The 23,006-nt window shown below is 71.6% G+C and carries 25 protein-coding genes and 1 tRNA gene; 13 read left to right on the forward strand and 13 right to left on the reverse strand.

Going from position 1 to position 23,006, the window contains the following annotated elements:
• Positions 1 to 10: 10 nt before the first annotated feature.
• Positions 11 to 87, reverse strand: a tRNA-Met gene (locus ACIGNX_RS06330).
• 94 nt (positions 88 to 181) lie between these two features.
• On the reverse strand, positions 182 to 3,160 hold the full coding sequence (locus ACIGNX_RS06335) for a UPF0182 family protein (protein WP_396536899.1): 2,979 nt from the start codon (positions 3,158 to 3,160) through the stop codon (positions 182 to 184).
• A gap of 105 nt (positions 3,161 to 3,265) precedes the next feature.
• Between ACIGNX_RS06335 and ACIGNX_RS06340 the strand changes: the two genes are divergently transcribed.
• Positions 3,266 to 3,808, forward strand: coding sequence for a PPA1309 family protein (locus tag ACIGNX_RS06340; RefSeq protein ID WP_396536900.1), 543 nt, complete (start codon positions 3,266 to 3,268; stop codon positions 3,806 to 3,808).
• Here the strand turns inward: ACIGNX_RS06340 and ACIGNX_RS06345 are convergent.
• Complete coding sequence (locus ACIGNX_RS06345; RefSeq protein WP_396536902.1) at positions 3,805 to 4,890, reverse strand: PDZ domain-containing protein; 1,086 nt, start codon at positions 4,888 to 4,890, stop codon at positions 3,805 to 3,807. The two genes, ACIGNX_RS06340 and ACIGNX_RS06345, sit on opposite strands and share 4 nt — an antisense overlap.
• An 81-nt stretch (positions 4,891 to 4,971) precedes the next feature.
• On the opposite strand from ACIGNX_RS06345, the gene ACIGNX_RS06350 reads away from it, so the two are divergent.
• The gene (locus ACIGNX_RS06350) at positions 4,972 to 6,465 is read left to right on the forward strand and encodes a zinc-dependent metalloprotease (protein ID WP_396536904.1); all 1,494 of its coding nucleotides are present in this window, start codon (positions 4,972 to 4,974) and stop codon (positions 6,463 to 6,465) included.
• A gap of 60 nt (positions 6,466 to 6,525) precedes the next feature.
• Here the strand turns inward: ACIGNX_RS06350 and ACIGNX_RS06355 are convergent, their stop codons facing one another.
• Positions 6,526 to 7,053 carry a M48 family metallopeptidase gene (locus tag ACIGNX_RS06355; RefSeq protein ID WP_396536906.1) on the reverse strand — a complete coding sequence of 176 codons (528 nt, stop codon included), beginning with the start codon at positions 7,051 to 7,053 and terminating at the stop codon, positions 6,526 to 6,528.
• A 203-nt stretch (positions 7,054 to 7,256) separates the two neighbouring features.
• On the opposite strand from ACIGNX_RS06355, the gene ACIGNX_RS06360 reads away from it, so the two are divergent.
• From ACIGNX_RS06360 to ACIGNX_RS06375, 4 genes are all read left to right on the forward strand, one after another.
• Positions 7,257 to 7,412: a DUF5679 domain-containing protein gene (locus ACIGNX_RS06360; RefSeq protein ID WP_015098458.1), complete on the forward strand. Its 156-nt coding sequence runs from the start codon at positions 7,257 to 7,259 to the stop codon at positions 7,410 to 7,412.
• A gap of 129 nt (positions 7,413 to 7,541) precedes the next feature.
• Positions 7,542 to 8,549 carry a ThiF family adenylyltransferase gene (locus tag ACIGNX_RS06365; RefSeq protein ID WP_396536909.1) on the forward strand — a complete coding sequence of 336 codons (1,008 nt, stop codon included), beginning with the start codon at positions 7,542 to 7,544 and terminating at the stop codon, positions 8,547 to 8,549.
• A gap of 85 nt (positions 8,550 to 8,634) precedes the next feature.
• Positions 8,635 to 9,945 (forward strand): ABC1 kinase family protein, encoded by a 1,311-nt coding sequence (locus ACIGNX_RS06370; protein ID WP_396536911.1) that lies wholly within the window; start codon positions 8,635 to 8,637, stop codon positions 9,943 to 9,945.
• A gap of 83 nt (positions 9,946 to 10,028) precedes the next feature.
• The gene (locus tag ACIGNX_RS06375; protein WP_396536913.1) at positions 10,029 to 10,583 is read left to right on the forward strand and encodes a hypothetical protein; all 555 of its coding nucleotides are present in this window, start codon (positions 10,029 to 10,031) and stop codon (positions 10,581 to 10,583) included.
• A 192-nt stretch (positions 10,584 to 10,775) separates the two neighbouring features.
• Here ACIGNX_RS06375 and ACIGNX_RS06380 read toward each other — a convergent pair whose 3' ends face one another.
• On the reverse strand, positions 10,776 to 11,957 hold the full coding sequence (locus tag ACIGNX_RS06380; RefSeq protein ID WP_396536915.1) for an MFS transporter: 1,182 nt from the start codon (positions 11,955 to 11,957) through the stop codon (positions 10,776 to 10,778).
• 88 nt (positions 11,958 to 12,045) lie between these two features.
• On the opposite strand from ACIGNX_RS06380, the gene ACIGNX_RS06385 reads away from it, so the two are divergent.
• Positions 12,046 to 12,507, forward strand: coding sequence for a winged helix-turn-helix transcriptional regulator (locus ACIGNX_RS06385; RefSeq protein WP_396536917.1), 462 nt, complete (start codon positions 12,046 to 12,048; stop codon positions 12,505 to 12,507).
• On the opposite strand, the gene ACIGNX_RS06390 is transcribed toward ACIGNX_RS06385, so the two are convergent.
• The 6 genes from ACIGNX_RS06390 to ACIGNX_RS06415 form a co-directional block, all read right to left on the reverse strand.
• Positions 12,492 to 12,629 carry a hypothetical protein gene (locus ACIGNX_RS06390; protein WP_396536919.1) on the reverse strand — a complete coding sequence of 46 codons (138 nt, stop codon included), beginning with the start codon at positions 12,627 to 12,629 and terminating at the stop codon, positions 12,492 to 12,494. The two genes, ACIGNX_RS06385 and ACIGNX_RS06390, sit on opposite strands and share 16 nt — an antisense overlap.
• Before the next feature lie 38 nt (positions 12,630 to 12,667).
• On the reverse strand, positions 12,668 to 13,579 hold the full coding sequence (locus ACIGNX_RS06395) for a class I SAM-dependent methyltransferase (RefSeq protein WP_396536921.1): 912 nt from the start codon (positions 13,577 to 13,579) through the stop codon (positions 12,668 to 12,670).
• A 96-nt stretch (positions 13,580 to 13,675) separates the two neighbouring features.
• Positions 13,676 to 13,900 carry a hypothetical protein gene (locus ACIGNX_RS06400; RefSeq protein ID WP_396536923.1) on the reverse strand — a complete coding sequence of 75 codons (225 nt, stop codon included), beginning with the start codon at positions 13,898 to 13,900 and terminating at the stop codon, positions 13,676 to 13,678.
• Positions 13,897 to 14,295: a WhiB family transcriptional regulator gene (locus ACIGNX_RS06405; RefSeq protein WP_396536925.1), complete on the reverse strand. Its 399-nt coding sequence runs from the start codon at positions 14,293 to 14,295 to the stop codon at positions 13,897 to 13,899. Before ACIGNX_RS06405 ends, ACIGNX_RS06400 begins: the two co-directional genes overlap by 4 nt.
• 128 nt (positions 14,296 to 14,423) lie before the next feature.
• Complete coding sequence (locus ACIGNX_RS06410) at positions 14,424 to 14,645, reverse strand: hypothetical protein (protein ID WP_396536927.1); 222 nt, start codon at positions 14,643 to 14,645, stop codon at positions 14,424 to 14,426.
• Between the two features lie 346 nt (positions 14,646 to 14,991).
• A complete protein-coding gene (locus tag ACIGNX_RS06415; RefSeq protein WP_396536929.1) occupies positions 14,992 to 17,061 on the reverse strand; it encodes an ATP-dependent DNA helicase UvrD2 in 2,070 nt (689 codons plus the stop codon).
• A 63-nt stretch (positions 17,062 to 17,124) separates the two neighbouring features.
• Here ACIGNX_RS06415 and ACIGNX_RS06420 point away from each other — a divergent pair, with 63 nt between their 5' ends.
• Positions 17,125 to 17,865 carry a DUF4191 domain-containing protein gene (locus ACIGNX_RS06420; protein ID WP_396536931.1) on the forward strand — a complete coding sequence of 247 codons (741 nt, stop codon included), beginning with the start codon at positions 17,125 to 17,127 and terminating at the stop codon, positions 17,863 to 17,865.
• A gap of 79 nt (positions 17,866 to 17,944) precedes the next feature.
• Here ACIGNX_RS06420 and ACIGNX_RS06425 read toward each other — a convergent pair whose 3' ends face one another.
• Positions 17,945 to 18,418, reverse strand: a complete 474-nt coding sequence (locus tag ACIGNX_RS06425) for an RDD family protein (protein WP_396536933.1) — start codon at positions 18,416 to 18,418, stop codon at positions 17,945 to 17,947.
• Positions 18,419 to 18,612: 194 nt separating this feature from the next.
• On the opposite strand from ACIGNX_RS06425, the gene glnA reads away from it, so the two are divergent.
• The 4 genes from glnA to ACIGNX_RS06445 all read left to right on the forward strand — a co-directional run bounded on the left by glnA (position 18,613) and on the right by ACIGNX_RS06445 (position 22,012).
• On the forward strand, positions 18,613 to 20,037 hold the full coding sequence (glnA, locus tag ACIGNX_RS06430; protein ID WP_396536935.1) for a type I glutamate--ammonia ligase: 1,425 nt from the start codon (positions 18,613 to 18,615) through the stop codon (positions 20,035 to 20,037).
• 168 nt (positions 20,038 to 20,205) lie between these two features.
• A complete protein-coding gene (locus ACIGNX_RS06435) occupies positions 20,206 to 20,628 on the forward strand; it encodes an NUDIX hydrolase (RefSeq protein ID WP_396536937.1) in 423 nt (140 codons plus the stop codon).
• Positions 20,629 to 21,052: 424 nt separating this feature from the next.
• Positions 21,053 to 21,343 (forward strand): hypothetical protein, encoded by a 291-nt coding sequence (locus ACIGNX_RS06440; RefSeq protein ID WP_396536939.1) that lies wholly within the window; start codon positions 21,053 to 21,055, stop codon positions 21,341 to 21,343.
• A gap of 285 nt (positions 21,344 to 21,628) precedes the next feature.
• On the forward strand, positions 21,629 to 22,012 hold the full coding sequence (locus ACIGNX_RS06445) for a CPCC family cysteine-rich protein (protein WP_396536941.1): 384 nt from the start codon (positions 21,629 to 21,631) through the stop codon (positions 22,010 to 22,012).
• On the opposite strand, the gene ACIGNX_RS06450 is transcribed toward ACIGNX_RS06445, so the two are convergent.
• Positions 21,948 to 22,595, reverse strand: coding sequence for a hypothetical protein (locus tag ACIGNX_RS06450; protein WP_396536942.1), 648 nt, complete (start codon positions 22,593 to 22,595; stop codon positions 21,948 to 21,950). The two genes, ACIGNX_RS06445 and ACIGNX_RS06450, sit on opposite strands and share 65 nt — an antisense overlap.
• 188 nt (positions 22,596 to 22,783) lie before the next feature.
• On the opposite strand from ACIGNX_RS06450, the gene ACIGNX_RS06455 reads away from it, so the two are divergent.
• On the forward strand, positions 22,784 to 22,993 hold the full coding sequence (locus ACIGNX_RS06455) for a hypothetical protein (protein ID WP_396536944.1): 210 nt from the start codon (positions 22,784 to 22,786) through the stop codon (positions 22,991 to 22,993).
• Positions 22,994 to 23,006: the final 13 nt, after the last annotated feature.

The raw sequence follows: 23,006 nt of genomic DNA on the forward strand, positions 1-23,006 counted from the left end.
GCCTTTCACGTGGTAGCGGGGACAGGATTTGAACCTGCGACCTCTGGGTTATGAGCCCAGCGAGCTACCGAGCTGCTCCACCCCGCGCTGCATTGGGAACTCTACGCCCCCGGTTAACGGAGATGCAAATCGGGTGGCCCGGAACGTGTCCGGAGCCACCCGATTCACTCGTCCGCGCAGGTCAGCCGGTCGGCTGGGTCGGCGCGGTCGACGGCGGCTGCGAGGTGCTGCCCGCGCTGGCCGTCTCGAACCGCTTGGTCGCCTCGTCCAGCGCCTTGTAGGCGTTGCCCAGCTCGGCGAAGTCGCCGCTGGACTGCGCCGACTTCACGCGCGCCAGCGCCGCCTGGATGTCCCGCACGGCCTGCTGCAGCTGCGTGCCGCCCTGGCCGTCGTTGGGCGCGGTGGGCGTGGTCGTCGGCGTGGTGCTCGGCGGCTGGCCGGTGTTGTTCGACGGCGGCACCTGGGCCGAGGAGCCGGACAGCACCTCCTCCATCGCCTCGCTGAGCGTCGGCGCGTAGCCCACCTTGTCGCCGAAGCTCACCAGCACCTTGAACAACTGCGGGAACTGGGTGTTCTGGCTGGCCCGCTCGATGTAGATGGGCTCCACGTAGAGCAGGCCGCCGCCCACCGGGAGGGTGAGCAGGTTGCCGTAGACGACCTTGGTCTGCCGCTGGGTGAGCAGGTTCAGCTCGCCGCTGACCTCGCCGTTGGTCAGGAACGTCGTCTGGATCTGCTGCGGGCCCTTGGCCTCGTTGTTCAGCGTCAGCACGCTGATCTTGCCGTAGTTGTCCGGGTCGGACCTGACCGTCACGTACGAGGCCATGAACTCGCGGTTGAGCCGCACCAGGGCGCTGGTGAGCTGGAAGCTCACCTTGTTCGCGTCACCGGTCGGGTCGCCCGCCAGCACGTAGAACGGCGGCTGCCGGTCCCGCTGCTGCTGCACGCCCTGCTGCTGCGCCTCCACCGTGGTGGCGTTGTCGATGGTCGGGTCGGACGGCACGGACCAGAACGAGACGCCGGAGTAGAAGTCCCGCGGGTTGTCCACGTGGTACTCCGACAGCATCTCCCGCTGCACCTTGAACAGGTCCTCGGGGTAGCGCAGGTGCTCCCGCAGCGACTGCGACATGTCGCTGTTCGGCTTGACCGTGCCCGGGAAGACGCCCATCCACGCCTTGAGCACCGGGTCCTGCGTGTCCATCTCGTAGAGGGTCACCGTGCCGTCGTAGGCGTCCACAGTGGCCTTGACCGAGTTGCGGATGTAGCTGATCTCGCGGTTGGGCTGCTGCGCCACGCCCGGCAGCGAGTCGTTGGTGGCGTCGCCCAGGGCGGTGCTGCGCGCGTACGGGTACTTGTCGAGCGTGGTGTAGCCGTCGACGATCCACGTGATGCGGCCGTCCACGACCGCCGGGTACGGGTCGCCGTCCACGGTCAGCCACGGCGCGACGGCCTCCACGCGGTCGCGCGGGTGGCGGTTGAAGATGATCCGCGAGTCGTCGCCGATGGCCGAGTTGAACAGGATGTTCCGCTCGCCGTACGCGGCGGCGAAGACCGTCTTGTTGAACAGGCCGCCGATGCGGACGCCGCCCTTGCCGGTGTAGGTGTAGGACGAGCCGTCGGTGTCGTACTCGCCCGGGGCGCCCTCGCCCCGACCGCCGACGATGGCGTAGTCGGCGGGGCCGCCCAGCTCACCGAAGTAGGTGCGCGGCTGCTCCACGCCGAACGGGCCGGGCTGCACCTTGCCGTCCGGGCCGACCTGGGCCACGTCGAACACCGGGTAGCCGCCGTTGCCGCCCTCGTCCGCGGGCGAGTTGACCTTGCTGGCCTCGGCGAACACCATGCCGTTGCCGTGGGTGTAGATCAGGTGCTGGTTGATCCAGTCGCGCTGGCCCTGCGGGATGCCGGAGGTGTTCAGCTCGCGGACCGCCACGATGTAGTCCTGGAGCTGCTGGTCCACTTTGTACCGGTCGACGTCGAGCTTCTCCGGGAACGCGTAGAACGGCCGCAGCTGCTGGAACTGGGTGAACGTCTTGGCGATGACGGCCGGGTCGAGCAGCCGCACGTTGCCCACCGTGGCCTGGTCGTTCTTCAGCTCGTCCAGCGAGACGTTCTGCTTGCCCGCGTACGGCTTGCTCTCGACCTTGTCGTCGGTCAGCCCGTACGCCTGCCTGGTCGCCTCGATGTTGCGCCCGATGGGCCCGGCCTCCTTCTCGATGGCGTTCGGGCGCACCGAGAACTGCTCCAGCACGGCGGGCCACGCCGCGCCGACCAGGATGGAGGACAGCACGAGCAGCACGGTCGCGATGGCCGGGAGCTGCAGGTTGCGCAGCACCGCGCCCGCGAAGAACGCGATGGCGCAGAAGACCGCGATGAACAGCAGGATCAGCTTGGCGGGCAGCACCGCGTTCAGGTCGGTGTAGCTCGCGCCGTTGAACTTGTCGTTGCGCTCGGAGAACAGCAGCGTGTACCGGTCGAAGAAGTACGCGACCGCCTTGAGCAGGATGAACACGCCGGCCACGATCGCCAGGTGGGTGCGCGCGGGCCCGGACAGCTGGCCGCCGCGGCCCGCGAGCCGGATGCCGCCGAACAGGTAGTGCGCCACCACCGCGGCGACGAACGCCACCGCCGTGGCGATGAACAGCCACGACAGGATCCACGTGTAGAACGGCAGCTGGAAGGCGTAGAAGCCGATGTCGTGGCCGAACTCGGGGTCGTTCACGCCGAACGAGGTGGCGTTGAAGAACAGCTGGACGACCTGCCAGTCGCTCTGCGCCGAGGTGCCGGCGATGAGGCCGACCACCAGCGGCAGGCCGATGGCGAACAGCCTCATCCGCCTGCTGACGACCGCGCGGTAGCGGGCCACCGGGTCGTCGGGGCCCGACACCGGCACGAACACCGGCCGGGTGCGGTAGGCGATGATCAGGTTGATCGCGACGAGGCCGCCGACCAGCAGGCCCACGGCGAAGAACAACCCGAAGCGGGTCGCGAGCACCGTGCCGTAAACGCTGCGGAAGCCGACCTCGCCGAACCAGAGCCAGTTGACGTAGGTGCCGAGCAGCCTGGAGCCGGTGATCAGACCGACCAGGACGACCGCACCGACGATGAGCAGAATCCGGCTGCGACGGGACAGCCTGGGCAGTCCGACCGGGGGCCGTGTGGCCACGGGGCACGCTCCTGGATCGCGGTAGTGGCGTTCGTACGTTCTGTCCAACTCTACGGAGGCCGCCGAGGGTTCCCCGTTGGGTCGGTCGTTTACCCGGATGCGACCATGGCCCACGTGTCAGCCAGTGAAACGCCGCCCGTGGTGCTGCCTGCGGTCGCCCGCGAGGTCGAGGAGTTCGTGTCCACCGCCGGGTGGAACCAGCCGACCCAGCTGTTCGCGCTGGTCCCGACGGCCGAGCTGCTGGCGCAGCAGCCGGAGCTCGCGGGGCAGCTCGACCCCGAGACCTCCCCGTTGACGCCGATCGCGCAGGACTCGCTGCCCGACGACGAGCTGGACCGGGCGCTCGCGGGCATCGTGTGGCCCGACGTCGTGCACGGCTGCGCGTTGGCGCAGGAGATCGTCGTGCTGCCGCCGGACGCCGAGGCCCAGCTCACCGAGCAGGAGCTGGACGACGAGCAGGCCAGGCGGTTCGCCGCCGAGCACCCCCAGCGCCGGGAGGCGAGGCTGGTCGCGGCCGTGCTGCGGGACGGCTCGGCGGCGTGCGTGCTGCGGCTGCGCGGCAACGTGGAGGTGCCCGAGGAGGTCGTGGCGCACCCGGAGCTGGCGCCGAACCTCACCCGGGCCCTGCTGGAGACCCTGCGCCCCTAGCAGCTCGGCGCGTCGCCGCCCTTGTCGAGGGACTCGAGCGACCGCACCGCGTCGTCCAGCTTCTCGACCTTGACCAGGCGCATGCCCTCCGGGGCGTGCTGCTTGGCCTCGTCGCAGTTGCCCGCGGGCACGAGGAACACGGTGGCGCCGCCTTCACGGGCGGCGACCATCTTGAACTGGATGCCGCCGATGCGGCCGACCTCGCCCCGGTCGTTGATCTCGCCGGTGCCGGCGACGGACTTGCCGCCGTTCAGCTCGCCGGGGGTGAGCTTGTCGACGATCGACAGCGCGAACAGCAGGCCGGCGGACGGGCCGCCGACGTCGGTGAGGCTGATCTTGATCTCGAACGGCACGTCCGCGCGCTCCAGCGGCAGCACGCCCAGGAAGCCGCTCTCCCGGCCCTCGGCGCGGCCGAGGGTGACGGTGGCGGTCCTGCGCTCGCCCTTGCGCTCGAAGGTGAGCGAGACCCGGTCGCCGGGCTTGGTGGCCTCCAGCGCCGAGCGCACGTCGTCGGCGCCGCCCACCTGCTTGCCGTTGACCTCCAGCAGCCGGTCGTCTGGCTCCAGCACCTCGGCCGCCGCCGTGCCGTTGGTGATCTCGGCGGCGACGACCTTCATCGGGTAGCCGAGGTAGCGCAGCGCGGACACCTCGGCGCTGGTCTGCGAGTCCTGGAACGCCTTCACGTTCTGGTCGCGGACCTCCTGCTCCGACTCGCCGGGCCGGAAGAACTCCTCGCGCGGGGCGAGCGCGTACCGGCCGCTGACCCACAGGCCGAGCGCGCCGAACAGCGACACGTCGTCGGTGAGCGAGACCGTGGTCATGGTCAGCGCGCCACCGGTCGGGAACGTCTCCTGACCCTCCACCGACACCACGTCACCGCCGTTGACCTGGCCCAACGTGTTGTAGGTCGGCCCGGGACCGAGGGCGACGTAGGGCACGCGGGCGAACCCGCCGAGCAGGCCGAGGGCCAGCACGACCACGAGGCTGACCACGAGGGTCCACGTCCGCCGGGTCAGGCCGCGCCGCGGCGCGTGCGGTGGGGTTGGTGCCTGGTCCACGACGGTGTCGGTGCCTTCGGTCACGCCCGACAGGGTACGACCACGGCGTCACGCTGCCGGCGAACCGGTCCCACGCGGAGGTCACGTGCCGCGTACCGTGGACCCATGAGTGACCTGCCCTTCGGGTTCAGCCCGCAGGACCCCGACGACCGCGACCGCAAACCCGGAGACCAAGGGGAGAACCCCTTCGACTTCAACCAGCTCGGCGCGATGCTGAGCCAGCTCGGTGCGATGTTCAGCACCGCCGGCACGTCGGCCGGGCCGGTCAACTACGACCTCGCCAAGCAGATCGCGCTCCAGCAGCTCGCCGGCAAGGGCGGCACCGGGTTCCGCCCGGACCAGGACGGCGCGGTGGCCGACGCCGTGCACCTGGCGGAGATGTGGCTGGACCCGGTGACGGCGCTGCCCGCGGGCGCCCGCACGTCCCAGGGCTGGACCGCGCGCGACTGGGTGGAGCGCACCCTGCCGACGTGGCAGCGGCTGTGCGACCCGGTGGCGCGGCGCGTGTCCGGCGCGTGGGTCGACGCGATGCCCGCCGAGGCGAAGGAGGCCGCCGGCCCGCTGCTGTCGATGCTCGGGCAGATGGGCGGCATGGCGTTCGGCTCGCAGCTGGGCGGCGCGCTGGCGCAGCTCGGCGCGGAGGTGCTCACGTCGACCGACGTCGGGCTGCCGCTCGGGCCCGAGGGCACGGCCGCGCTGCTGCCCGACAACATCGAGAAGTTCACCGAGGGCCTGGAGCGGCCGACCAGCGAGGTGCTGGTGTTCCTGGCCGCGCGCGAGGCGGCGCACCAGCGGCTGTTCAGCCACGTGCCGTGGCTGCGGCAGCGGCTGCTGGACACGGTGGAGGAGTTCGCCCGCGGCATCACCGTGGACACCTCGGCGCTGGAGCAGCTGGCCGGCCAGATCGACCCCGCGAACCCGGCGAGCATCGAAGAGGCGATGAAGTCGGGGATGCTCGAACCGCAGACCACGCCCGAGCAGAAGGCCGCGCTGACCCGCTTGGAGACGCTGCTGGCCCTGGTCGAGGGCTGGGTGGACGTGGTGGTGAACGAGGCGGTCGGCGAGCGGCTGCCCGGCGCGGAGGCGCTGCGGGAGACGCTGCGCAGGCGGCGCGCGTCCGGCGGTCCGGCGGAGCAGACGTTCGCCACGCTGGTGGGCCTGGAGCTGCGGCCGCGCCGGCACCGCTCGGCGGCGGCGCTGTGGAAGCTGCTGACCGACCAGCACGGCGTCGAGCAGCGCGACAGCGTGTGGGAGCACCCCGACCTGGTGCCCACGGCGGAGGACTTGGACGACCCGATGGAGTTCGCCGAGCGGTTCGGCCAGACGCGCAAGGCGCTGGAGGACCCGATGGCCGAGCTGGAGCGCACCCTGCGCGACCAGGCGGAGTCCGGCGGGGGCACGGGCGGCGAACCCGAGTCCGGCCAGGCACCGTCCGACCAGGCACAGCTCGGCCAGGCACCGTCCGACCGGCCGCAGCCCGGTCGGGCAGAGACCGACCGGCCGCAATCCGACCGGCCGCAGGCCGGGGACCAGCCCGGGGGCGACCAGCCCAAGAGCGACCCGGCCGGGGGCGAGGGCGACAAGCCCGGCGACGCCTAGCCCCTTCCCGCTCGCCCGCGAAGTCGCGCCCGCCGCGACTTCGCGGGTACCGCCGTCACCTCAGTCCTCCTCCGTGATGCCCAGGCCCGCCGCGGCCGAGAGGCCCTCCAGGTAGCCGACGGCCCGCTCGGCCTTCGGGTACCGGTGCACGAGCAGCCAGAAGTCCTTGCCGTGCCCGGGCACCTCCAGGTGGGCCAGCTCGTGCACCAGCACGTAGTCGAGCACCCAGGCGGGCACGTCGCGGAGCCGTTCGCTGATCCGGATGGTGCCCTCGCTGGGCGTGCAGGACGCCCACCTCGTGCGCATCGGCGGCACCCAGCGCACGCTGCTCGGCCGCACGCCGTCCAGGTACTTGTCCGACAGCTCCTCGCACCGCGCCAGCAGCGCGGCGTCGGACGTGCGGGAGGGCGAGCGCCTGCGGGTCTCGCTGCGCTGCAAGCGGCTCAGCATCTCCGCGACCCAGTGCTTCTCCTCGCTCTTGCTCATGCGGGCCGGCAGCAGGACCACGACCGTGTCCCCTTCGCGGTACGCGCTCACCATGCGACGGCGCCGGGCGCTGCGCCGCACCTCCACCTGCGGTTCGGGCATGGCGTTCACGGTAAGGCCACGGACCGACAATCCGCGGCGGCCAAGCGGCGGTGCGTGGAGGGACGGACCAGCAGGTTCCACCGAAAGGCGGCTGGACACGCTCGACGCGGCGTGCAGCGGAGGCGCGTTCCCGGAGGTAGCGTTCAGCGCAACCCCCGAGTGTGGCGCAGATCGCCCCGCACTCTCGAAGCGAGGAGGAAGCCGTGGCCGAGACCTACAACGGCTACTGCGTCAAGTGCCGTGAGAAGCGCGACTTCACGGGCGAGGTGCACGAGAGCAACAACCGCAGGATGGCCAAGGGCAAGTGCCCGGTCTGCGGCACCACGGTGACCCGAATCCTCGGCAAGGCGAAGGTCTGATCGCCGGCGGGTGGCCGGGGCGTCGTCGCGCCCGGCCGCCCGTCAAGGCGATTTCCGACATCTGTGGATCACGGTCGAGCCTGTGGACAGGCGTTTTGCCGTCCGGGCCGCCGCGGGCAGGCTGCCGGTGTGGAGCTGCCCAACCGCCCCAGGGTCCTGCCCGGCCTGCCGCTGCTGCGCCGCCGGGCCGACGTGGTCCAGATCGGCACGGACCCGCGGCACGCCGTGCTCGTGGAGGACGTGCCCGAACCGATGGCGTCCGTCCTGCTCGGCCTCGACGGCCATCACACCCTCTCCGACCTGCGTGAACGGCTGGCCGGCCACGGTCGCCAGGCCGCCGAGTTCACCGGCGTCCTGCACGGCCTGGTGCGGGCGGGCCTGGTGGAGGACTCGGTGCCCGTGCCGCACCCCCGGCTCGCCGCGGAGGCGACGGGGTGGGCGCTGCGGACCCGGCACCGCGCCGCCGGGCTGCCCGCCGCCCGTGCCGCCCGGTCCGTCGTCGTGCACGGGGAGGGGCGGCTCGCGGTCACCGTCGCGGCGCTCCTCGCGGCCTCCGGGGTGGCACACGTTCGAGTGGTCGCGCGGGGTCGCGTCGGGCCCGAGGACACCGGGTCGGGGTACGTCGAGGCGGACGTCGGCAGGCCGCGCGCGGAGGCCGCGCGGGACGCCGTGCGGCGGGCGTGCCCGACGGTGCGGCCGGTGGGGCGCGCGGCCGACCTGGTGGTGCTGGCCGACGCGCTGGTGCCCGCGCCGGAGCTGCTGCACCGGCTGGTCGAGGACGGCACGCCGCACCTCGCGGTGCGGGTCCGCGAGGGCGTCGGCGTGGTCGGGCCGCTGGTCGTGCCTGGTAGGAGCAGTTGCCTGCGGTGCGCGGACCGGCACGAGGCCGACGCGGACCCGGCGTGGCCGGTGCTCGCCGCGCAGCTCGTCGACCGGCCGCAGCACGCCGACCTGGCGACGGTCACGGCGACCGCGGGCGTGGCGGTCGGCCAGGCGTTGCTGGCGCTGGACCGGTCCGAGCCGGGCACGAGGCCGCCGACGTGGGACGCGACGCTGGAGGTCGACGCGTTCGCCGGGGTGGTCGGGCACCGGATAGCGCCGGTGCACCCGCGCTGCGAGTGCCGTTCCGCGACGTGATCCGCCCTCAGGTGGAGCTGTGTAGGTTCTGGGGAGGGGAGTGGACGAGCGCGACCGCGTGGACGGGCGGGAGGAGGATCACCGGGTGAGCGAGATCCCGCGCAAGGCCGTGCAGCGCACCGCCAAGCTGGCCAGCCTCCCGCTCGGGGTGGCGGGCCGGGTGGTGGGCGGCTGGGGCAAGCGCCTGGCCGGCCGCAGCTCCGAGGAGGTCAGCGCCGAGGTGTCGGCGAAGACCGCGGAGCAGGTGTTCGCGGTGCTCGGGCAGCTCAAGGGCGGTGCCATGAAGTTCGGGCAGGCGCTGAGCGTGTTCGAGGCGGCGGTGCCGGACGAGCTGGCCGAGCCGTACCGGGAGGCGCTGACCAAGCTCCAGACGGCCGCGCCGCCGATGCCCTCGCGCACCGTGCACCGGGTGCTGGCCGAGCAGCTGGGGTCGGGGTGGGCGAAGCGGTTCGCGTCGTTCGACGACTCGCCCGCCGCGTCGGCGAGCATCGGGCAGGTGCACCGGGCCGTGTGGCACGACGGCCGGGACGTGGCGGTGAAGGTGCAGTACCCCGGCGCGGACGAGGCGTTGCAGAGCGACCTGAACACGTTGCTGCGGTTCAGCCGCGTGTTGCAGGCGATCATGCCCGGTGCCGAGGTGAAGCCGCTGCTCGAGGAGCTGCGGGACCGGTACCTGGAGGAGCTGGACTACCGGACGGAGGCCGCCAACCAGCGGGTCTTCGCGAAGGCGTTCGACGGGGACGAGCGCGTGCTCGTGCCGCGGGTGGTGGCCAGCTCGCCGAAGGTGATGGTCACGGAGTGGACCGACGGCACGCCGCTGTCGCGGATCATCCGGGAGGGCGAGCGGGCCGAGCGGGACCTGGCCGGGCAGCTGCTGTCGGAGTTCCACTTCTCCGCGCCGAGCCGGTCGGGGCTGCTGCACGCCGACCCGCACCCCGGCAACTTCATGCTGGGCGCGGACGGCCGGCTGCGCGTGCTCGACTTCGGCGCGGTGGCGCGGCTGCCCGACGGGTTGCCCAGGACGCTCGGGCTGATGACCAGGCTGGCGCTGGACGGCCGGTCGGCGGACCTGGTGGAGCTGCTGCGGTCGGAGCGGTTCATCCGGCCCGGGACGGAGCTGCACGCCGAGGACGTGCTGAACTACCTGGCCCCGTTCGTCGAGCCGCTGCGGGCGGAGACGTTCCACTTCACCCGGCGGTGGTTGCAGAAGCAGGCGGAGCGCGTGGGCGACCTGCGCAGCCCCGACTCGCAGACGGGCCGGTCGCTGAACCTGCCCCCGCAGTACCTGCTTATCCACAGGGTGACGCTGGGCGCGACGGGCATCCTCTGCCAGCTCGACGCGAACGTGCAGGCCAGGGCCATCGTTGCCCGGTGGCAGCCGGGCTTCGACGACTGAGCTGTCCACAGGGCTCGTCGACTTGTCCACAGATCACCCACAGGCCGTGGCACCTCCTCCGCGACCACCGGAGGATCAACCCCATGGACCTCGTGATCAAGGCAGCGGACCTGCGAGCGGCCGGCGTGCCGGCCTACGTCATCGACCTGAAGTGCCGCCCCGGCGGCCCGTGGCAGCGCATCCTGCCGGGCGTGCTGCTGCTCAGCGCCTCCCCGCCGACCCGGGCGCAGCGGCTGCGCGCCGCCCTCGCCTACGCGGGCCCGAAGGCCGTGGTCACGGGCGTTGACGCCCTGCACGCGCACGGCCTGCGATCCCTGTCTCCCCCGCCGCGCGTCCACCTGCTGCAACCGGCCACCGCCCGCCGCGCCTGCCCGGAGCACGTGCTGCTGGAACGCACCACCCGCCCGCCGCGCGTGGTGCTGCGCTCGGGCCTCCCCCTGGCCGACCCGGCGAGGGCCGCCCTGGACGCGGCCCGCCACGACCCGGACCCGTTACGCCAGCACCACCTGCTGGCCACCGCGATCCGCTCGGGCCTGTGCACGGTCACCACCCTGACCGAGGAGCTGGCTGCGGGCAGCAGACGCGGCACCGCCACCGCCAGGGCCGCCCTGCGGCTCCTCTACCCCCTCCTCCGCTGACCACCGACCCTGCACCACACGGCGCGGTCACCAGCCCGACCCGCCCCCGCCCCCGCGACTCTCCGGTGCCGTCACCGAGCCGCACGCTCCACCGGGCCGCGTGGTCGCGGGCGGCCCACTCCCCAAGCCCCTTGGCCGCCGGCACCGGGCGAGCTCCCACGAGTCCCCGCACTCCAGCCGGAGCCGCAGGATTCAGCCCGACCCGACCAGGTGCCGCTCCCGACGGCTGGTCGTGCGGCGGGTCAGGGCCCAGGTGGCCAGTGCGCAGAGCGCGAGCCCTGCGCCGAGGGCGGTGGAGGCAGGCCAACCCGCACTGTCGAACAGGGCCGTCGTCGCGGCCGCCCCGAACGCCGAGCCAAGGGAGTAGAAGACCATGTAGCCGCCGATGGTGCTGCTGGTGCGATCCGGGTAAGCGCTGGTCAAGGTGTGTTGGTTGCTGACGTGCACGGCTTGGACGGCGAAGTCGAGCACGATCACGCCCACGGCCGCCAGGACCAGCGACCAGCCCAGCTGACCGATCACCAACCACGATCCGACCAGCAGCACGAGCGCGACGCCGGTGACCCGGCCGGCGTGCCCGGCGTCGCCCCACCGCCCGGACCGCGCGGCGCCCAGGGCACCCGCCAGACCGGCCAACCCGAACAGCCCGACCTGCCCTTCGCTCAACCGCCACGGCTCAGCGGCCAGGGGCAGCGCCATGCCACTCCAGAAGGCACCGAAGGAGGCGAACAGGAAGAACGCGATCAGCCCCCGACCGAGGAACACCGGCTGCCCGAACAGCCGGCCCAGGGACCGGAGCACCCGCCCGTACCCCCGACCCCGGTCCCGGACGTCCGCCGGCAGCGCGGTCAGGGCGAGCACGCCGAGGACCCCGGCCGACACCGCCAGGGCCAGGTACCCGCCGCGCCACCCCCACAGGTCCGCCACCGCACCGGTGACGACCCGGCCACCGAGGATCCCGACCACCACCCCGGAGGTGACGACACCCAGGTTGCGCCCGCGCTCGTGCGGCGGGGAGAGGGCCGCCGCGTAGGCGACCGCGGTCTGCACGACCACCGCGGACAGCCCCGTGACGGCCAGGCCGCCGAACGCCACCCAGGCGACCGGCGCGACCGCCGTGACCGCCAGGCCGACGGCCAACACCCCCAGGTGCCCGGCGACCAACGCCCGCCGGTCGAGCAGGTCGCCCAACGGCACCAGCAGCACCAGCCCGGCGAGGTAGCCGAGCTGGCCGACGGCCACCAACCACCCCACCGAATCGCGGGCCATACCGAGGTCGGTACCCATCGGGCCGAGCACCGGTTGCCCGGCGTAGACACCGGCGACCGCCACCGCGCACACCACCGCGAGCACCAGCCTCGTCCCGCGACCCACCCACACCACCCCCTAATTTGGTTGCAAATTGCAACTCTTAGCGAGAGTAGGTCAGTATGGTTTCAATACGCAACTGATTGGAGGGGTGGTGGCATCCCTGGACGTGGCGGGGCAGGGCCTCGCGTGGACGGATCCCGTCTGCCCGGTCGCCCGGGCGGTGGACGTGGTCGGGGACCGGTGGAGCCTGTTGATCATCCGGGACGCGATGGACGGCCCCCGCTCGTTCACCGACTTCCAGCAGAGCACGGGCATCGCCCGCAACATCCTCACCGACCGGCTGCGCAAGCTGACGGCCCACGGCCTGGTCACGCAGGTCCAGGCACCGTCGGGCAAGCGCCTCAGGTACGCGCTCACCCCGGCGGGCAAGGACCTGTTCGCGGTGATCGTCACGCTGCGCCAGTGGGGTGAGCGGCACGCCTTCGCTCCGGGCGAGCCGCACTCGGTCCTGGTGGACGAGCACGGGGCGGTCGTGCCGCGGCTCGTCCCGGTCGCCGAGGACGGCCACCCGGTCACGGGTGACACGACCTCGGTCCGTCAGCCGGACCAGTAGTCGGACGGCAGCTTGCCCTCGATGTCGCGGACGTGCTCCCGCGCGCACACGTGGCACAGCCACTGGTCGACGCCCCGCTCCCGCTGGCGCACCCACGCCAGCAGCTCGACCGGGTCGGTCACGGACGAGCGGGTCCGCCCGCACCGGGCGCACGTGCCGGTCACGGCTTGCGTCCGAGGTGGACGGTGTTGGCGGTCAGCAGGAACACGTCGTCGCGCAGCCCGAGGAACGCGGGGTCGTGCGGGTCGAGGAGCCGGCGCACGGTCCGGCGGTCGGCGGGGTGCAGCAGGTCGCCCACGCCCTCGTCGTACCACTTCAGCTGGTTCACGGCCCAGTCCCGCACGGCCGGCCCGGGCGGCGCGGGGTGGTCGACGAGGTAGCTGAACGCGGTCACGTCCACCAGGCCGCCGGCGGAGAGCGCGAGGTTCCAGCCGCCGCTCATGCGCACCGAGTCGGTGGTGTTCTCGCGCATCCGGACGAACCACTGGGCCCGTGCCGCCGACAGCCGGTCCTGCAGGCCCGGCTCACCGACACCCAGGTCGTAGGGGAGGAACTTGCCGCTCAACCCGCCCTCGGCGAGCGCCAGCCAACCGCCGGGCGCGACCGCCTCGATCAACCCGACCACGGCCGCGCGCTCGTCAGGCAGGTGGTGCACCACGTTCGACGCCCACACCAGCTGCGCGGGCCCGGCGATCCCGGCCGCGCGTTCGGTGGCGAGGTCGGCCAGCACCGGCCGGACCCGGACGGTCGCCGTGGTCGTGTCGCCCACGTGGGCGGCCGCCGCGCGGGCGGCCGCGGTGGCGGCGTCCAGCAGCTCGGGGGTGGCGTCCACCAGCACGACGGTGCCACCGCCCCGGGCGGAGAGCGCTTCGACCAGCGCCACGCTCATGCCGCCGGCGCCGCAGCCGACGTCGAGCACGGTCGGCTGCTCGGGCAGCGCGCGGACGAGTCTGCGCGCCACCACGCGCCGGGCCTCGGCGTCCAGCTCGTCGGCCTGCCGCAGCATGGTCAGGCGGGACGACCAGTCGATCCCGTCGTGGGTGTGGGCGTGGTTGTGAGAGTGGGCTGCCACACGCGAACGGTACCGACGGCGGGTCCGGTCCTCCGAGCGGAACGGCGGAGGCCCGCCCTCCCCGTCACGGGACGGGGAGGGCGGGCCGCTCGCGCGTCAGATCGCGTGGGCCTTCTGGGCGGCCCTGCGCTGGGCCCAACCGGCCAGCCGGCGCCACCTGCGGGCGACGACGAGCCGGTGGGCCAGCCGATGCTGTCGCGCGAATATCTCCGCGTCGTGCATTCGGGATCTGGCCAGGTTTTCTTCGAGCAGCATGGGGTTCCCCTTGGGGTTGATCTCGACGAACATCGTCTCGTCTGCGGTGGATCGGTAGGTGGTCACGCGGCGGCCTCCTGGTCGTCAGCCCCCCGGTCAACGGTCGCGGCGGGCGCCGCGGGAACAACAGGTGCGGCGTCCTTGCGCGGACGCCCGCGGGGCCGCTTGCGCGCGATCACCGCGCCCCGCTCGAAGATCTCGCCGCCCCAGACCCCCCAGGGCTCGTGCCGGGCCAGCGCACCGGCCAGGCACTCCGCGATCACGGGGCAGGTGGCGCAGAACCTCTTCGCCTCCTCCAGCTCCGCCGGCGCGTCGGCGAACCACAGGTCGGGGTTGTTGGTGCGGCAAGGAAGCTCCAAGCCGGCGTCGGGCGCGGTGTCGATCAGGGACGCGACACCCGCTCCCGTCAGCTCCGACTCGGTGGACAACGTCCCGGTTATGGGGACGGTCGCGGTCAACATCAGGTGGACTCCTGTCACGGGTCTTGCACGGGGTTTGACCTGGAAAAACGGTTTGAACAGCACGAAGGCCGCGGATCCGGTTACGGGTCCGCGGCCTTCGTGAGCTTCGTGGCCTGACTACGAGGTCGTCAGGTACTTCGCTCGTGCGCGGACGGCGCAACGTTCTGAGTCGGGACAACGGTCGGCGCGAACGGCACCGGCACCTGGATCAGCTGAACTCGCTCGACACCCCACTTGAGGGCGTGGCGATCGCGGGCAGACTTCTCCCCCGCGACGTGAGTGGCGCCGGAAATCGCGACAGCCCTGGTCATCAGGTAACCGGGCGTCTCGAAGCACATCGGAGTGTTCACGACCGGTCACCTCCTCGGGTGTCTCGTCTCGACTGCCAACTCTTGAATCCCCAGCGGGCGCTCCGCGCCCGGCCTGAGCAGGTTATGACCCCGCGCGGGACGGGTGCAACCGGTTTTTCCAAATACCTGTCGATCGAGTGAAGATTCCGCGTTTGCCCTGCACAGAGCGCCAGGACGCGACCACACGGACGGAGGCGACCGCCCGCCGGCGGGCAACGCCGACAGCCGGGCCGAGAAGCCCCACCGCTCGCCGGTCGGCAACGCCGGCGGGCCGAGCGGGCGGCCGAGCGGACGGGCGCAGCGGGTGGGCCGAGCGGGTGGGCGCAGCGCCCGCCGGTCGGGAGGCTCAGCGACCGCCGCGCACGAGCGCCAGCACGTCGTCGCCGAACCGGTCCAGCTTCGCCGCGCCGATGCCGGAGATCGCCACCAGCCCGGCGACGTCCTCGGGCCGCTGCTCGGCGATCGCCACGAGGGTCGCGTCGGTGAACACGACGTAGGCGGGCACCTTCAGCTCACGCGCCCGGTCCGCCCGCCACGCCCGCAGCTTGGTCAGCAGCTCCTCGTCCACGTCGGACGGGCAGGAGGCGCACCGGCTCAGCTTGATCGACCGCGAGTCCACCAACGCCGACCCGCACACCCGGCACAGCGGCTTGGGCCGCTTCTGCAACGGCTCGCGCTTGGCCACCGCCGTGCGCGACGCCGGGTGGTCCTCGGGCACCAGCCCGTAGAGGAACCGGCTGCGCCGCCGGTAGCGGCGACCACCCGCGGCCCGCGCCAACGCCCACGACAGCCACAGGTGCTCACGCGCCCGCGTCACGCCCACGTACAGCAGCCGGCGCTCCTCCTCGACCGCCGCGTCGTCGCCGTCGGCGTGCTGGATCGGCAGCGTCCCCTCGACCAGGCCGACGAGGAACACCGCGTCCCACTCCAGGCCCTTGGCCGCGTGCAGGGACGCCAGCGTCACGCCCTCCACGGTCGGCGGGTGCTGCGCCTCGGCGCGCAGCTCCAACTCGGCGACGAACTTGGGCAGGTCCGCGCCGGCCACGGCGGTGACCAGCTCCTCGGCCAGCTCCACCAGCGCGAGCAGCGACTCCCACTTCTCCCGCGCCGTCCCGCCGGCGGGCGGCTCGTCGGTCAGGCCGACGCCGGCCAGCACCTCGCGCACGACCTTCGGCAGCTCGCCGGTCGGCTCCTGCGCCGCCGCCGACCGCAGTGCCACCATCGCCTGCCGCACCTCGGCCCGCTGGAAGAACCGCTCGCCGCCGCGCACCTGGTACGGCACGCCGACCTCGGCCAGCGCCTGCTCGAACACCTCGGACTGGGCGTTCACGCGGTAGAGCACGGCGATCTCGCTGGCGGGCACGCCCTCGTCCAGCAGCGCCTTGACCCGCCGGGCGACGGCGGCGGCCTCCAGCGTCTCGTCGTCGAACTCGCCGAACGTCGGCTTCGGGCCGTCCGGCCGCTGCCCGATCAGCCGCAGCCGCGACCCGGCCGGACGGCCGCGCGCCCACTTGATCACCTCGTTGGCCAGGTCCACGACCTGCGGCGTCGACCGGTAGTCCCGCTCCAGCCGCACGACCACGGCCTCGGGGAACCGGCGCGGGAAGTCCAGCAGCGGACGCGGCGAGGCGCCCGCGAACGAGTAGATGGTCTGGTTCGCGTCGCCGACCACGGTCAGGTCGTCGCGCTCACCCAGCCACGCGTCCAGCACGCGCTGCTGCAACGGCGTGACGTCCTGGTACTCGTCCACCACGAAGCACCGGTACCGGTCGCGGAACTCCTCGGCGACCTCGCCGTGCTCCTCCAGCGCCGCCGCGGTGTGCAGCAGGAGGTCGTCGAAGTCGAGCAGCTGCGCCTGGTTCTTCAGCTCCTCGTAGGTCCGGTAGACCTGAGCCACCTGCTCGGCCGGTGCGGGCGTGTCGCGGCTCGTGCGGCCGGCGGCGTTGGGGTAGTCGTCGGGCGCGACCAGCGATGCCTTGGCCCACTCGATCTCGCCGGCGAGGTCGCGCAGCGAATCGGACTCGGTGGACAGGCCGGCGCGGTTGGCGGCCTGCGCGACCAGCCGCAGCTTGTTGCGGTCGATCAGCTCCCACTGCCGGCCGCCGACCACGCGCGGCCAGAAGTAGCGCAGCTGCCGCAGCGAGGCGGCGTGGAACGTGCGGGCCTGCGCGCCGTGCACGCCGAGCGCCCGCAGCCGGGTCCGCATCTCCCCCGCGGCACGTGCGGTGAACGTGACGGCGAGGACCTGGCCCGCGGCCACGTGACCGCGCTGGACCAGGTGCGCGATGCGGTGCGTGATGGTCCGGGTCTTGCCGGTGCCGGCACCCGCGAGCACGCAGACCGGGCCGCGCGGTGCTTCCACGGCGGCGCGCTGTTCCGGGTCCAATCCGTCCAGCAGCCGGTCCATGCGCTGCATCCTCGCAGAGGAGGGCAAGTACTCCTGTCATGGGGCGACGCGCCGCGCCGTATCCTGGTCGGCATGGCTGGTAAGCAGGACAAGGCGGCTGCCAAGGCGGCCTCCAAGGAAGCGGCGAAGGCTCGGCGCGCGGCATCGAAGGCGAAGCGCAGCCAGATCTTCGAGGCGTTCAAGATGCAGCGCCGCGAGGACAAGGCGCTCGTGCCGTTGATGCTGGCGTGCCTGCTGGGCGCGACGGCCGCGGCGTTCCTGATCGGCCTCATCTGGGACATGCAGTGGGTGCTGCTGCCCATGGGCATCGCGGTCGGCGCGCTGCTGGCGGTCATCGTGTTCGGCCGCCGGGTGCAGCGCACGGTGTACGCGAAGGCGGACGGCCAGCCGGGCGCGGCGGCGTGGGCGCTGGACAACCTGCGCGGCAAGTGGCGCGTGACGCAGGCGGTGGCGGGCACGACCAGCGGTGACATGGTGCACCGGGTGCTCGGCCGGCCGGGCGTGGTGCTGGTCGCGGAGGGCGCGGCGCACCGGGTGAAGAACCTGCTCGCGCAGGAGAAGAAGCGGGTGTCGCGCGTGGTCGGCGACACGCCGATCTACGACGTCGTCGTGGGCTCGGAGGACGGCCAGGTGCCGTTGCGCAAGCTCCAGGGCCACCTGATGAAGCTGCCGCGCAACATCTCGCCCGCCCAGGTCGACACGATCGACAACCGGCTGGCGGCGCTGGCCAGCCGCGGCGCGGCGCTGCCCAAGGGGCCGATGCCCCAGGGCGCGAAGATGCGCAACGTGCAGCGCGCCATGCGCCGTCGCTGAGTCGCGTCGCCGGACTCCCCGGCAGCTCAGGCCCGTTCCGGCAGTCGTCCGGGGCGGGCCTGAGCCGTTGCCGGGCCGGTCAGCGGACGCGGATCACGACGGTGCCGACGACCTTGTCGTGCAGGCCCCGGCCGTCGGCGTCCCAGACCACGGCCGGGATGATCGGGAAGATCAACGCCGTCCGCACCAGCGCCCGCGGGACGCCGACGGTCGGCGAGCCGTCCAACCGGGCGACCCGCAGCCCGAACAGGGCGTGACCAGGGGTGAAGCCGAAGAAGCCGACCGCGACGACGGTGATGCCGAACCAGGCCGCGAGGCTCCAGTTGCGGGGCAGGTCGGGCATGGTGAACAGCCCGGCCACGCCGGCCGAGAGCAGGAAGTCGACCAGGATGGCGATCGCGCGCCGGCCGGTGGACGCGACCGAGCCGGGACCGGTCCGGGGCAGGCCGAGGCGTTCGCCCCGCCACCGCTGCCCGGTACCGTCACCGGAGTCGGCGCCGGGTTCCAACGCCGAGCGGGGTCCTGACAGCCACGATCCGGTCCACTTGCTCACCCCTCCAGAGTAAGGCCGTGCTCAGCGGGTGAGGAGCGGCGGTCGGGTTGCCCGACCCGGAGCGCCCGTTAACACTGGCGAAACACGCGGGTGACGGCTGGGCAACACCGCGGTCTTAGTTTCGCCACGATGGCAGGCCGCACCACGCAGCGGCGTACAACCACGCCCCCACCGCAGCAGAGGAGTCGACGAGGGTGTTCAAGAATCCCGACGAGGTCCTGAAGTTCATCTCCGACGAGGGCGTGAAGTTCATCGACGTCCGCTTCAGCGACCTGCCCGGCGTGATGCAGCACTTCACGCTCCCCGCTTCCGCGTTCGACGCCGACGCCATCGCCGAGGGCCTCGCGTTCGACGGTTCGTCGGTCCGCGGCTTCCAGTCGATCCACGAGTCGGACATGCTGCTGCTGCCCGACCTGTACACCGCGCGCCTCGACCCGTTCCGGATCGAGAAGACGCTGATCGTCAACTTCTTCGTGCACGACCCGTTCACCCGCGAGGCGTACAGCCGCGACCCGCGCAACATCGCGCGCAAGGCCGAGCAGTACATCGCCGAGTCGGGCATCGCCGACACCGCGTACTTCGGTGCCGAGGCGGAGTTCTACATCTTCGACTCGGTGCGCTTCGACACCACCGCGAACGCCTCCTTCCACGAGATCGACGCGGTCTCCGGCTGGTGGAACACCGGCCGTGAGGAGGAGGGCGGCAACCGCGGCTACAAGGTCAAGTACAAGGGCGGCTACTTCCCCGTCACGCCGACCGACCACTACGCCGACCTGCGCGACAAGATGGTCCTCAACATGGAGGCCAACGGCTTCACGGTCGAGCGCGCGCACCACGAGGTGGGCACCGGCGGCCAGGCCGAGATCAACTACAAGTTCAACACGCTGCTGCACGCGGCGGACGACCTGATGCTGTTCAAGTACATCATCAAGAACACCGCGTGGCACGCCGGCAAGACCGTCACGTTCATGCCGAAGCCGCTGTTCGGCGACAACGGCTCGGGCATGCACACCCACCAGTCGCTGTGGAAGGACGGCCAGCCGCTGTTCCACGACGAGTCCGGCTACGCGGGCCTGTCGGACACGGCGCGCCACTACATCGGCGGCATCCTGCACCACGCGCCGTCGCTGCTGGCGTTCACCAACCCGACGGTGAACTCCTACCACCGCCTGGTGCCGGGCTACGAGGCCCCGGTGTCGCTGGTCTACTCCCAGCGCAACCGCTCGGCGTGCGTGCGCATCCCGATCACCGGCAACAACCCGAAGGCCAAGCGCATCGAGTTCCGCTGCCCCGACTCGTCGGGCAACCCGTACCTGGCGTTCTCGGCCATGGTGATGGCCGGCCTGGACGGCGTGAAGAACAAGATCGAGCCGCCGGCCCCGATCGACAAGGACCTCTACGAGCTGCCGCCCGAGGAGGCCCGCGACGTCAAGCAGGTGCCGGCGTCCCTGGACGCGGTGCTGGACAACCTCGAAGCGGACCACGAGTTCCTGCTGGAGGGCGGCGTCTTCACGCCGGACGTCATCGACACCTGGATCTCGTTCAAGCGCGAGCAGGAGATCGACCCGCTGCGCCTGCGCCCGAACCCCTACGAGTTCGCGCTGTACTACGACGTGTGATCGGCGCGGGGCTCTGTCCCGCTGACGCTTCCACGGGCCGAGGGCCGGGCGACCACCACAGTCGCCCGGCCCTCGGTCGTTGCAGCGGTCACACAACCTCTGCTCGAACAACGCGTCCACCGCCCGCGTCCGTGCCCCGCAGGTCCACTCAGCGACGAAAGCGGAAGAATGGCTGACACGCCGCGTCATTCGGTCAGCGTCGCCGGAATCGTGGTCAACGATGTGGGCCAAGTGCTCGTCATCCGCCGCAGGGACAACGGTCACTGGGAGCCACCCGGCGGAGTGCTGGAGGTAGCCGAGACGTTCGAGGAGGGCGTCAGGCGCGAGGTGCTGGAGGAGACCGGCATGTCGGTGCGGGTCGAGCGCCTGACCGGCGTCTACAAGAACATTCAGCGCGGCGTCGTCGCCTTGGTCTACCGCTGTGCACCGCTCAGCGGGCCCGGCCAGGTCACCGACGAGGCGACCGAAGTCCGCTGGATGACGCTGGACGAGGTCCGCGAAGCAATGTCACCGGCATACGCGGTGCGAGTGACCGACGCCTTCGAGACCGAGCTGCACACCCGTGCTCACGACGGCGTCAACCTGTCGTAGCCGCTGCTGAATTCTCCTGTATGGGATCAAGGCGCCGCCTGCGGCGACGCGCGGCCAGTCGTTTCTCATGTTTACACCGACTCCCCGCATCCCGGTGCGTGTGGTTGGGAAAGCGGCGAGCCACACAGGCCCGAACCGTAATCAAGCCACTTCCAGCCACCAGGGTCGAGGCGATCGCGTGGTCACACGGCTTCCAGCGCTGGACACGGCGATCGACTGCCGCGACGGCTCCGCCGCCTGGCAACCGAGCAGCTTGGCAGACATCAGAGCATCGCTTAACCCAGCAACCGTGACTCCGCACGGGCGGACCAGTATGACCGAACGAGCGAATTTCCGAGGTGATTTCCGATCGCGGTGGAATATGAAGCTTCAGCTGTCGGAACATAACATAGGTCGCAATATCGCGGACCAGTAGACCGTAAACATGAGTGATGATATCGAAAGCTTCTCCAATGCCGCAGGTCTTGGCGGCCTCCGAACGCGAGTTATCGACAAATTCGTGGCGACCCAAGCCGCAATAAATGTGATCGGAGTTCCGTCGGACGCATACGAAATCAAAGCACTCAGAAAGGAGTTTCAGAACTTCCCGGGATTCGCGAAGGAGTACGCCGACCGAGAACTCCGACAACGAGTCAAGAAATCCTCTGAGTCGGATAAACACAGTGGAACATTGAATGAACCGACCCTGCATCGCTCGATTAAGGGTGCAGCATGATCAGGTCGTCAGACGTAGATGAGCGTTGGTCAACGATGGTGAACGTCGAGGGGTACGAGCAGGTCAGGCATAGTACGACGGGGCGAACCGCAGGTAGCCGCCAACCGCTGGCAGTCCTACGACGTGCGATTGACGCGAGGCTCAGACCCGCTGAACGCTTCCACAGGCCGTGGACCGGGCGACCACCACAGTCGCCCGGTCCACGGCCTTTCGCCTTTCACGTCGCCTCGTCGCCCTGCGGTTCGATCCACTACCTCCGACCGGCCGAAGGCGCGAGGATGTCCCATGCCCGACACGACGCCCACGGTGACGCCCGGCAACAGCGGATCCGGCAAGGTCGTCTGCCCGTGTTGCGGCTACCACACGCTCGACTCGCGCGGCGACTACGACATATGCGAGGTGTGCTTCTGGGACGACGGTCAGGACGACCACGACGCCGACGTCGTGCGCGGAGACCCGAACGGCACCCCTCAGCCTCGCCCAGGCCCGCGAAGACTTCGCCCAACTCATCGCCGACATCGGCGTTCCCCGCCCCATCACCGCCGACTACCTCGAATCGGTGATCAACGAGCACCTATCCACTTGAACCCACCGGGCGGCCGGGCTACCTCGGGATCGGGATGTCCGGAACGGTCACGGAGCCGCCCGTGGGGGCGAGTTGGCCGATGATCCCCGCGAACGTCAACGACACCGCCCCACCGCCCGCGCCGACCTCGCGGTCCAGTTCGAGCACACCGTTCACGCTCGCGTTCCGCGCGATCGACACCGGCCACCGGCTCGAGGACGGCGACACGCCGTAGTCGCCCCCCTTGTCGTCGACCACCGAGATCGACGCCACGGGCAGGTCCATCCGCGCCGTGCTCGCGTTGACCGCGGTGACGAAGAGGCGGAGTCGGCCGGCCGCGTTCTCGACCCTGGTGACCTCCACGGTGAGCAGCCCGCGCGCCTGCTTCCACGAACCGGTGACCACCTCGGCCTCCCCGCTCGGCGACGGCGCGGCTCCCCCGGACGGCTCGGACGACACTCCGCCCACCGCACCGTCCCACTCGACCGGACCGGTACTCGGCGGAGCGACGGCGGCAGGAGTGGTCTCACGCGGGGTGGTCTCACGCAGGGTGACGCTCACCGCGCCGACGCCGACCGTGCCGGTGGTGACCGCCTGCACCACCCCGAGCAGCACCAGCACGCCGAGCACGACCAAGCCGATCCTCAGGACCGCGCTGCTCTTCTTGCGGTGGGTTCCCTCGGCCATGACGTCCTTGAGTCCGGGTGCGCGTGCGAACGGGTGGCTCCCCCCTGAGCGCCGTTAGTCTCGGCATGGGGAACACCGGTAGTCAATGGTCCGCAGCCCGCCATCGACGGTGCGTGACCCTGCGCCGACACGCCGTCCACACCAGGGCTGCCCGCCCGCCGGACGTGGCGGGCGGTTAGGGTCGCGCCGTGTCTGATGACGTCGCAACCCCCGCCCAGGTGCTGTCCACCAACATCTTCGACTCCGCCGCCGAGGCGATCGAGGCGATCGGCGCCGCCGACGTGCTCGGCCTCGGCGTCCGGGTGTCGAACCGCCTCGTCGCCGACGAGGAGTCCGACGACACGCTCGTCGAGGAGTGGATCGTCGAACTGCTCACCTCGGTCCCGCACGAGGAGTGACCCGCCGAAGGGC

Origin of the sequence: Actinosynnema sp. NPDC053489, assembly GCF_044544865.1 — a bacterium.
In the GTDB taxonomy this organism is placed as follows: Bacteria; Actinomycetota; Actinomycetes; order Mycobacteriales; family Pseudonocardiaceae; genus Actinosynnema.

What these genes read in the sequence shown, in the direction of transcription:
- ACIGNX_RS06450 (WP_396536942.1), bottom strand. Translation starts at nt 22,595, where the DNA reads ATGGCCGAGGGAACCCACCGCAAGAAGAGCAGCGCGGTCCTGAGGATC.
- ACIGNX_RS06440 (WP_396536939.1), top strand. Translation starts at nt 21,053, where the DNA reads ATGAGTGATGATATCGAAAGCTTCTCCAATGCCGCAGGTCTTGGCGGC.
- ACIGNX_RS06415 (WP_396536929.1), bottom strand. Translation starts at nt 17,061, where the DNA reads ATGCAGCGCATGGACCGGCTGCTGGACGGATTGGACCCGGAACAGCGC.
- ACIGNX_RS06420 (WP_396536931.1), top strand. Translation starts at nt 17,125, where the DNA reads ATGGCTGGTAAGCAGGACAAGGCGGCTGCCAAGGCGGCCTCCAAGGAA.
- ACIGNX_RS06350 (WP_396536904.1), top strand. Translation starts at nt 4,972, where the DNA reads ATGAGTGACCTGCCCTTCGGGTTCAGCCCGCAGGACCCCGACGACCGC.
- ACIGNX_RS06355 (WP_396536906.1), bottom strand. Translation starts at nt 7,053, where the DNA reads ATGCCCGAACCGCAGGTGGAGGTGCGGCGCAGCGCCCGGCGCCGTCGC.
- ACIGNX_RS06445 (WP_396536941.1), top strand. Translation starts at nt 21,629, where the DNA reads ATGCCCGACACGACGCCCACGGTGACGCCCGGCAACAGCGGATCCGGC.
- ACIGNX_RS06375 (WP_396536913.1), top strand. Translation starts at nt 10,029, where the DNA reads ATGGACCTCGTGATCAAGGCAGCGGACCTGCGAGCGGCCGGCGTGCCG.
- ACIGNX_RS06405 (WP_396536925.1), bottom strand. Translation starts at nt 14,295, where the DNA reads ATGTTGACCGCGACCGTCCCCATAACCGGGACGTTGTCCACCGAGTCG.
- ACIGNX_RS06340 (WP_396536900.1), top strand. Translation starts at nt 3,266, where the DNA reads ATGGCCCACGTGTCAGCCAGTGAAACGCCGCCCGTGGTGCTGCCTGCG.
- ACIGNX_RS06435 (WP_396536937.1), top strand. Translation starts at nt 20,206, where the DNA reads ATGGCTGACACGCCGCGTCATTCGGTCAGCGTCGCCGGAATCGTGGTC.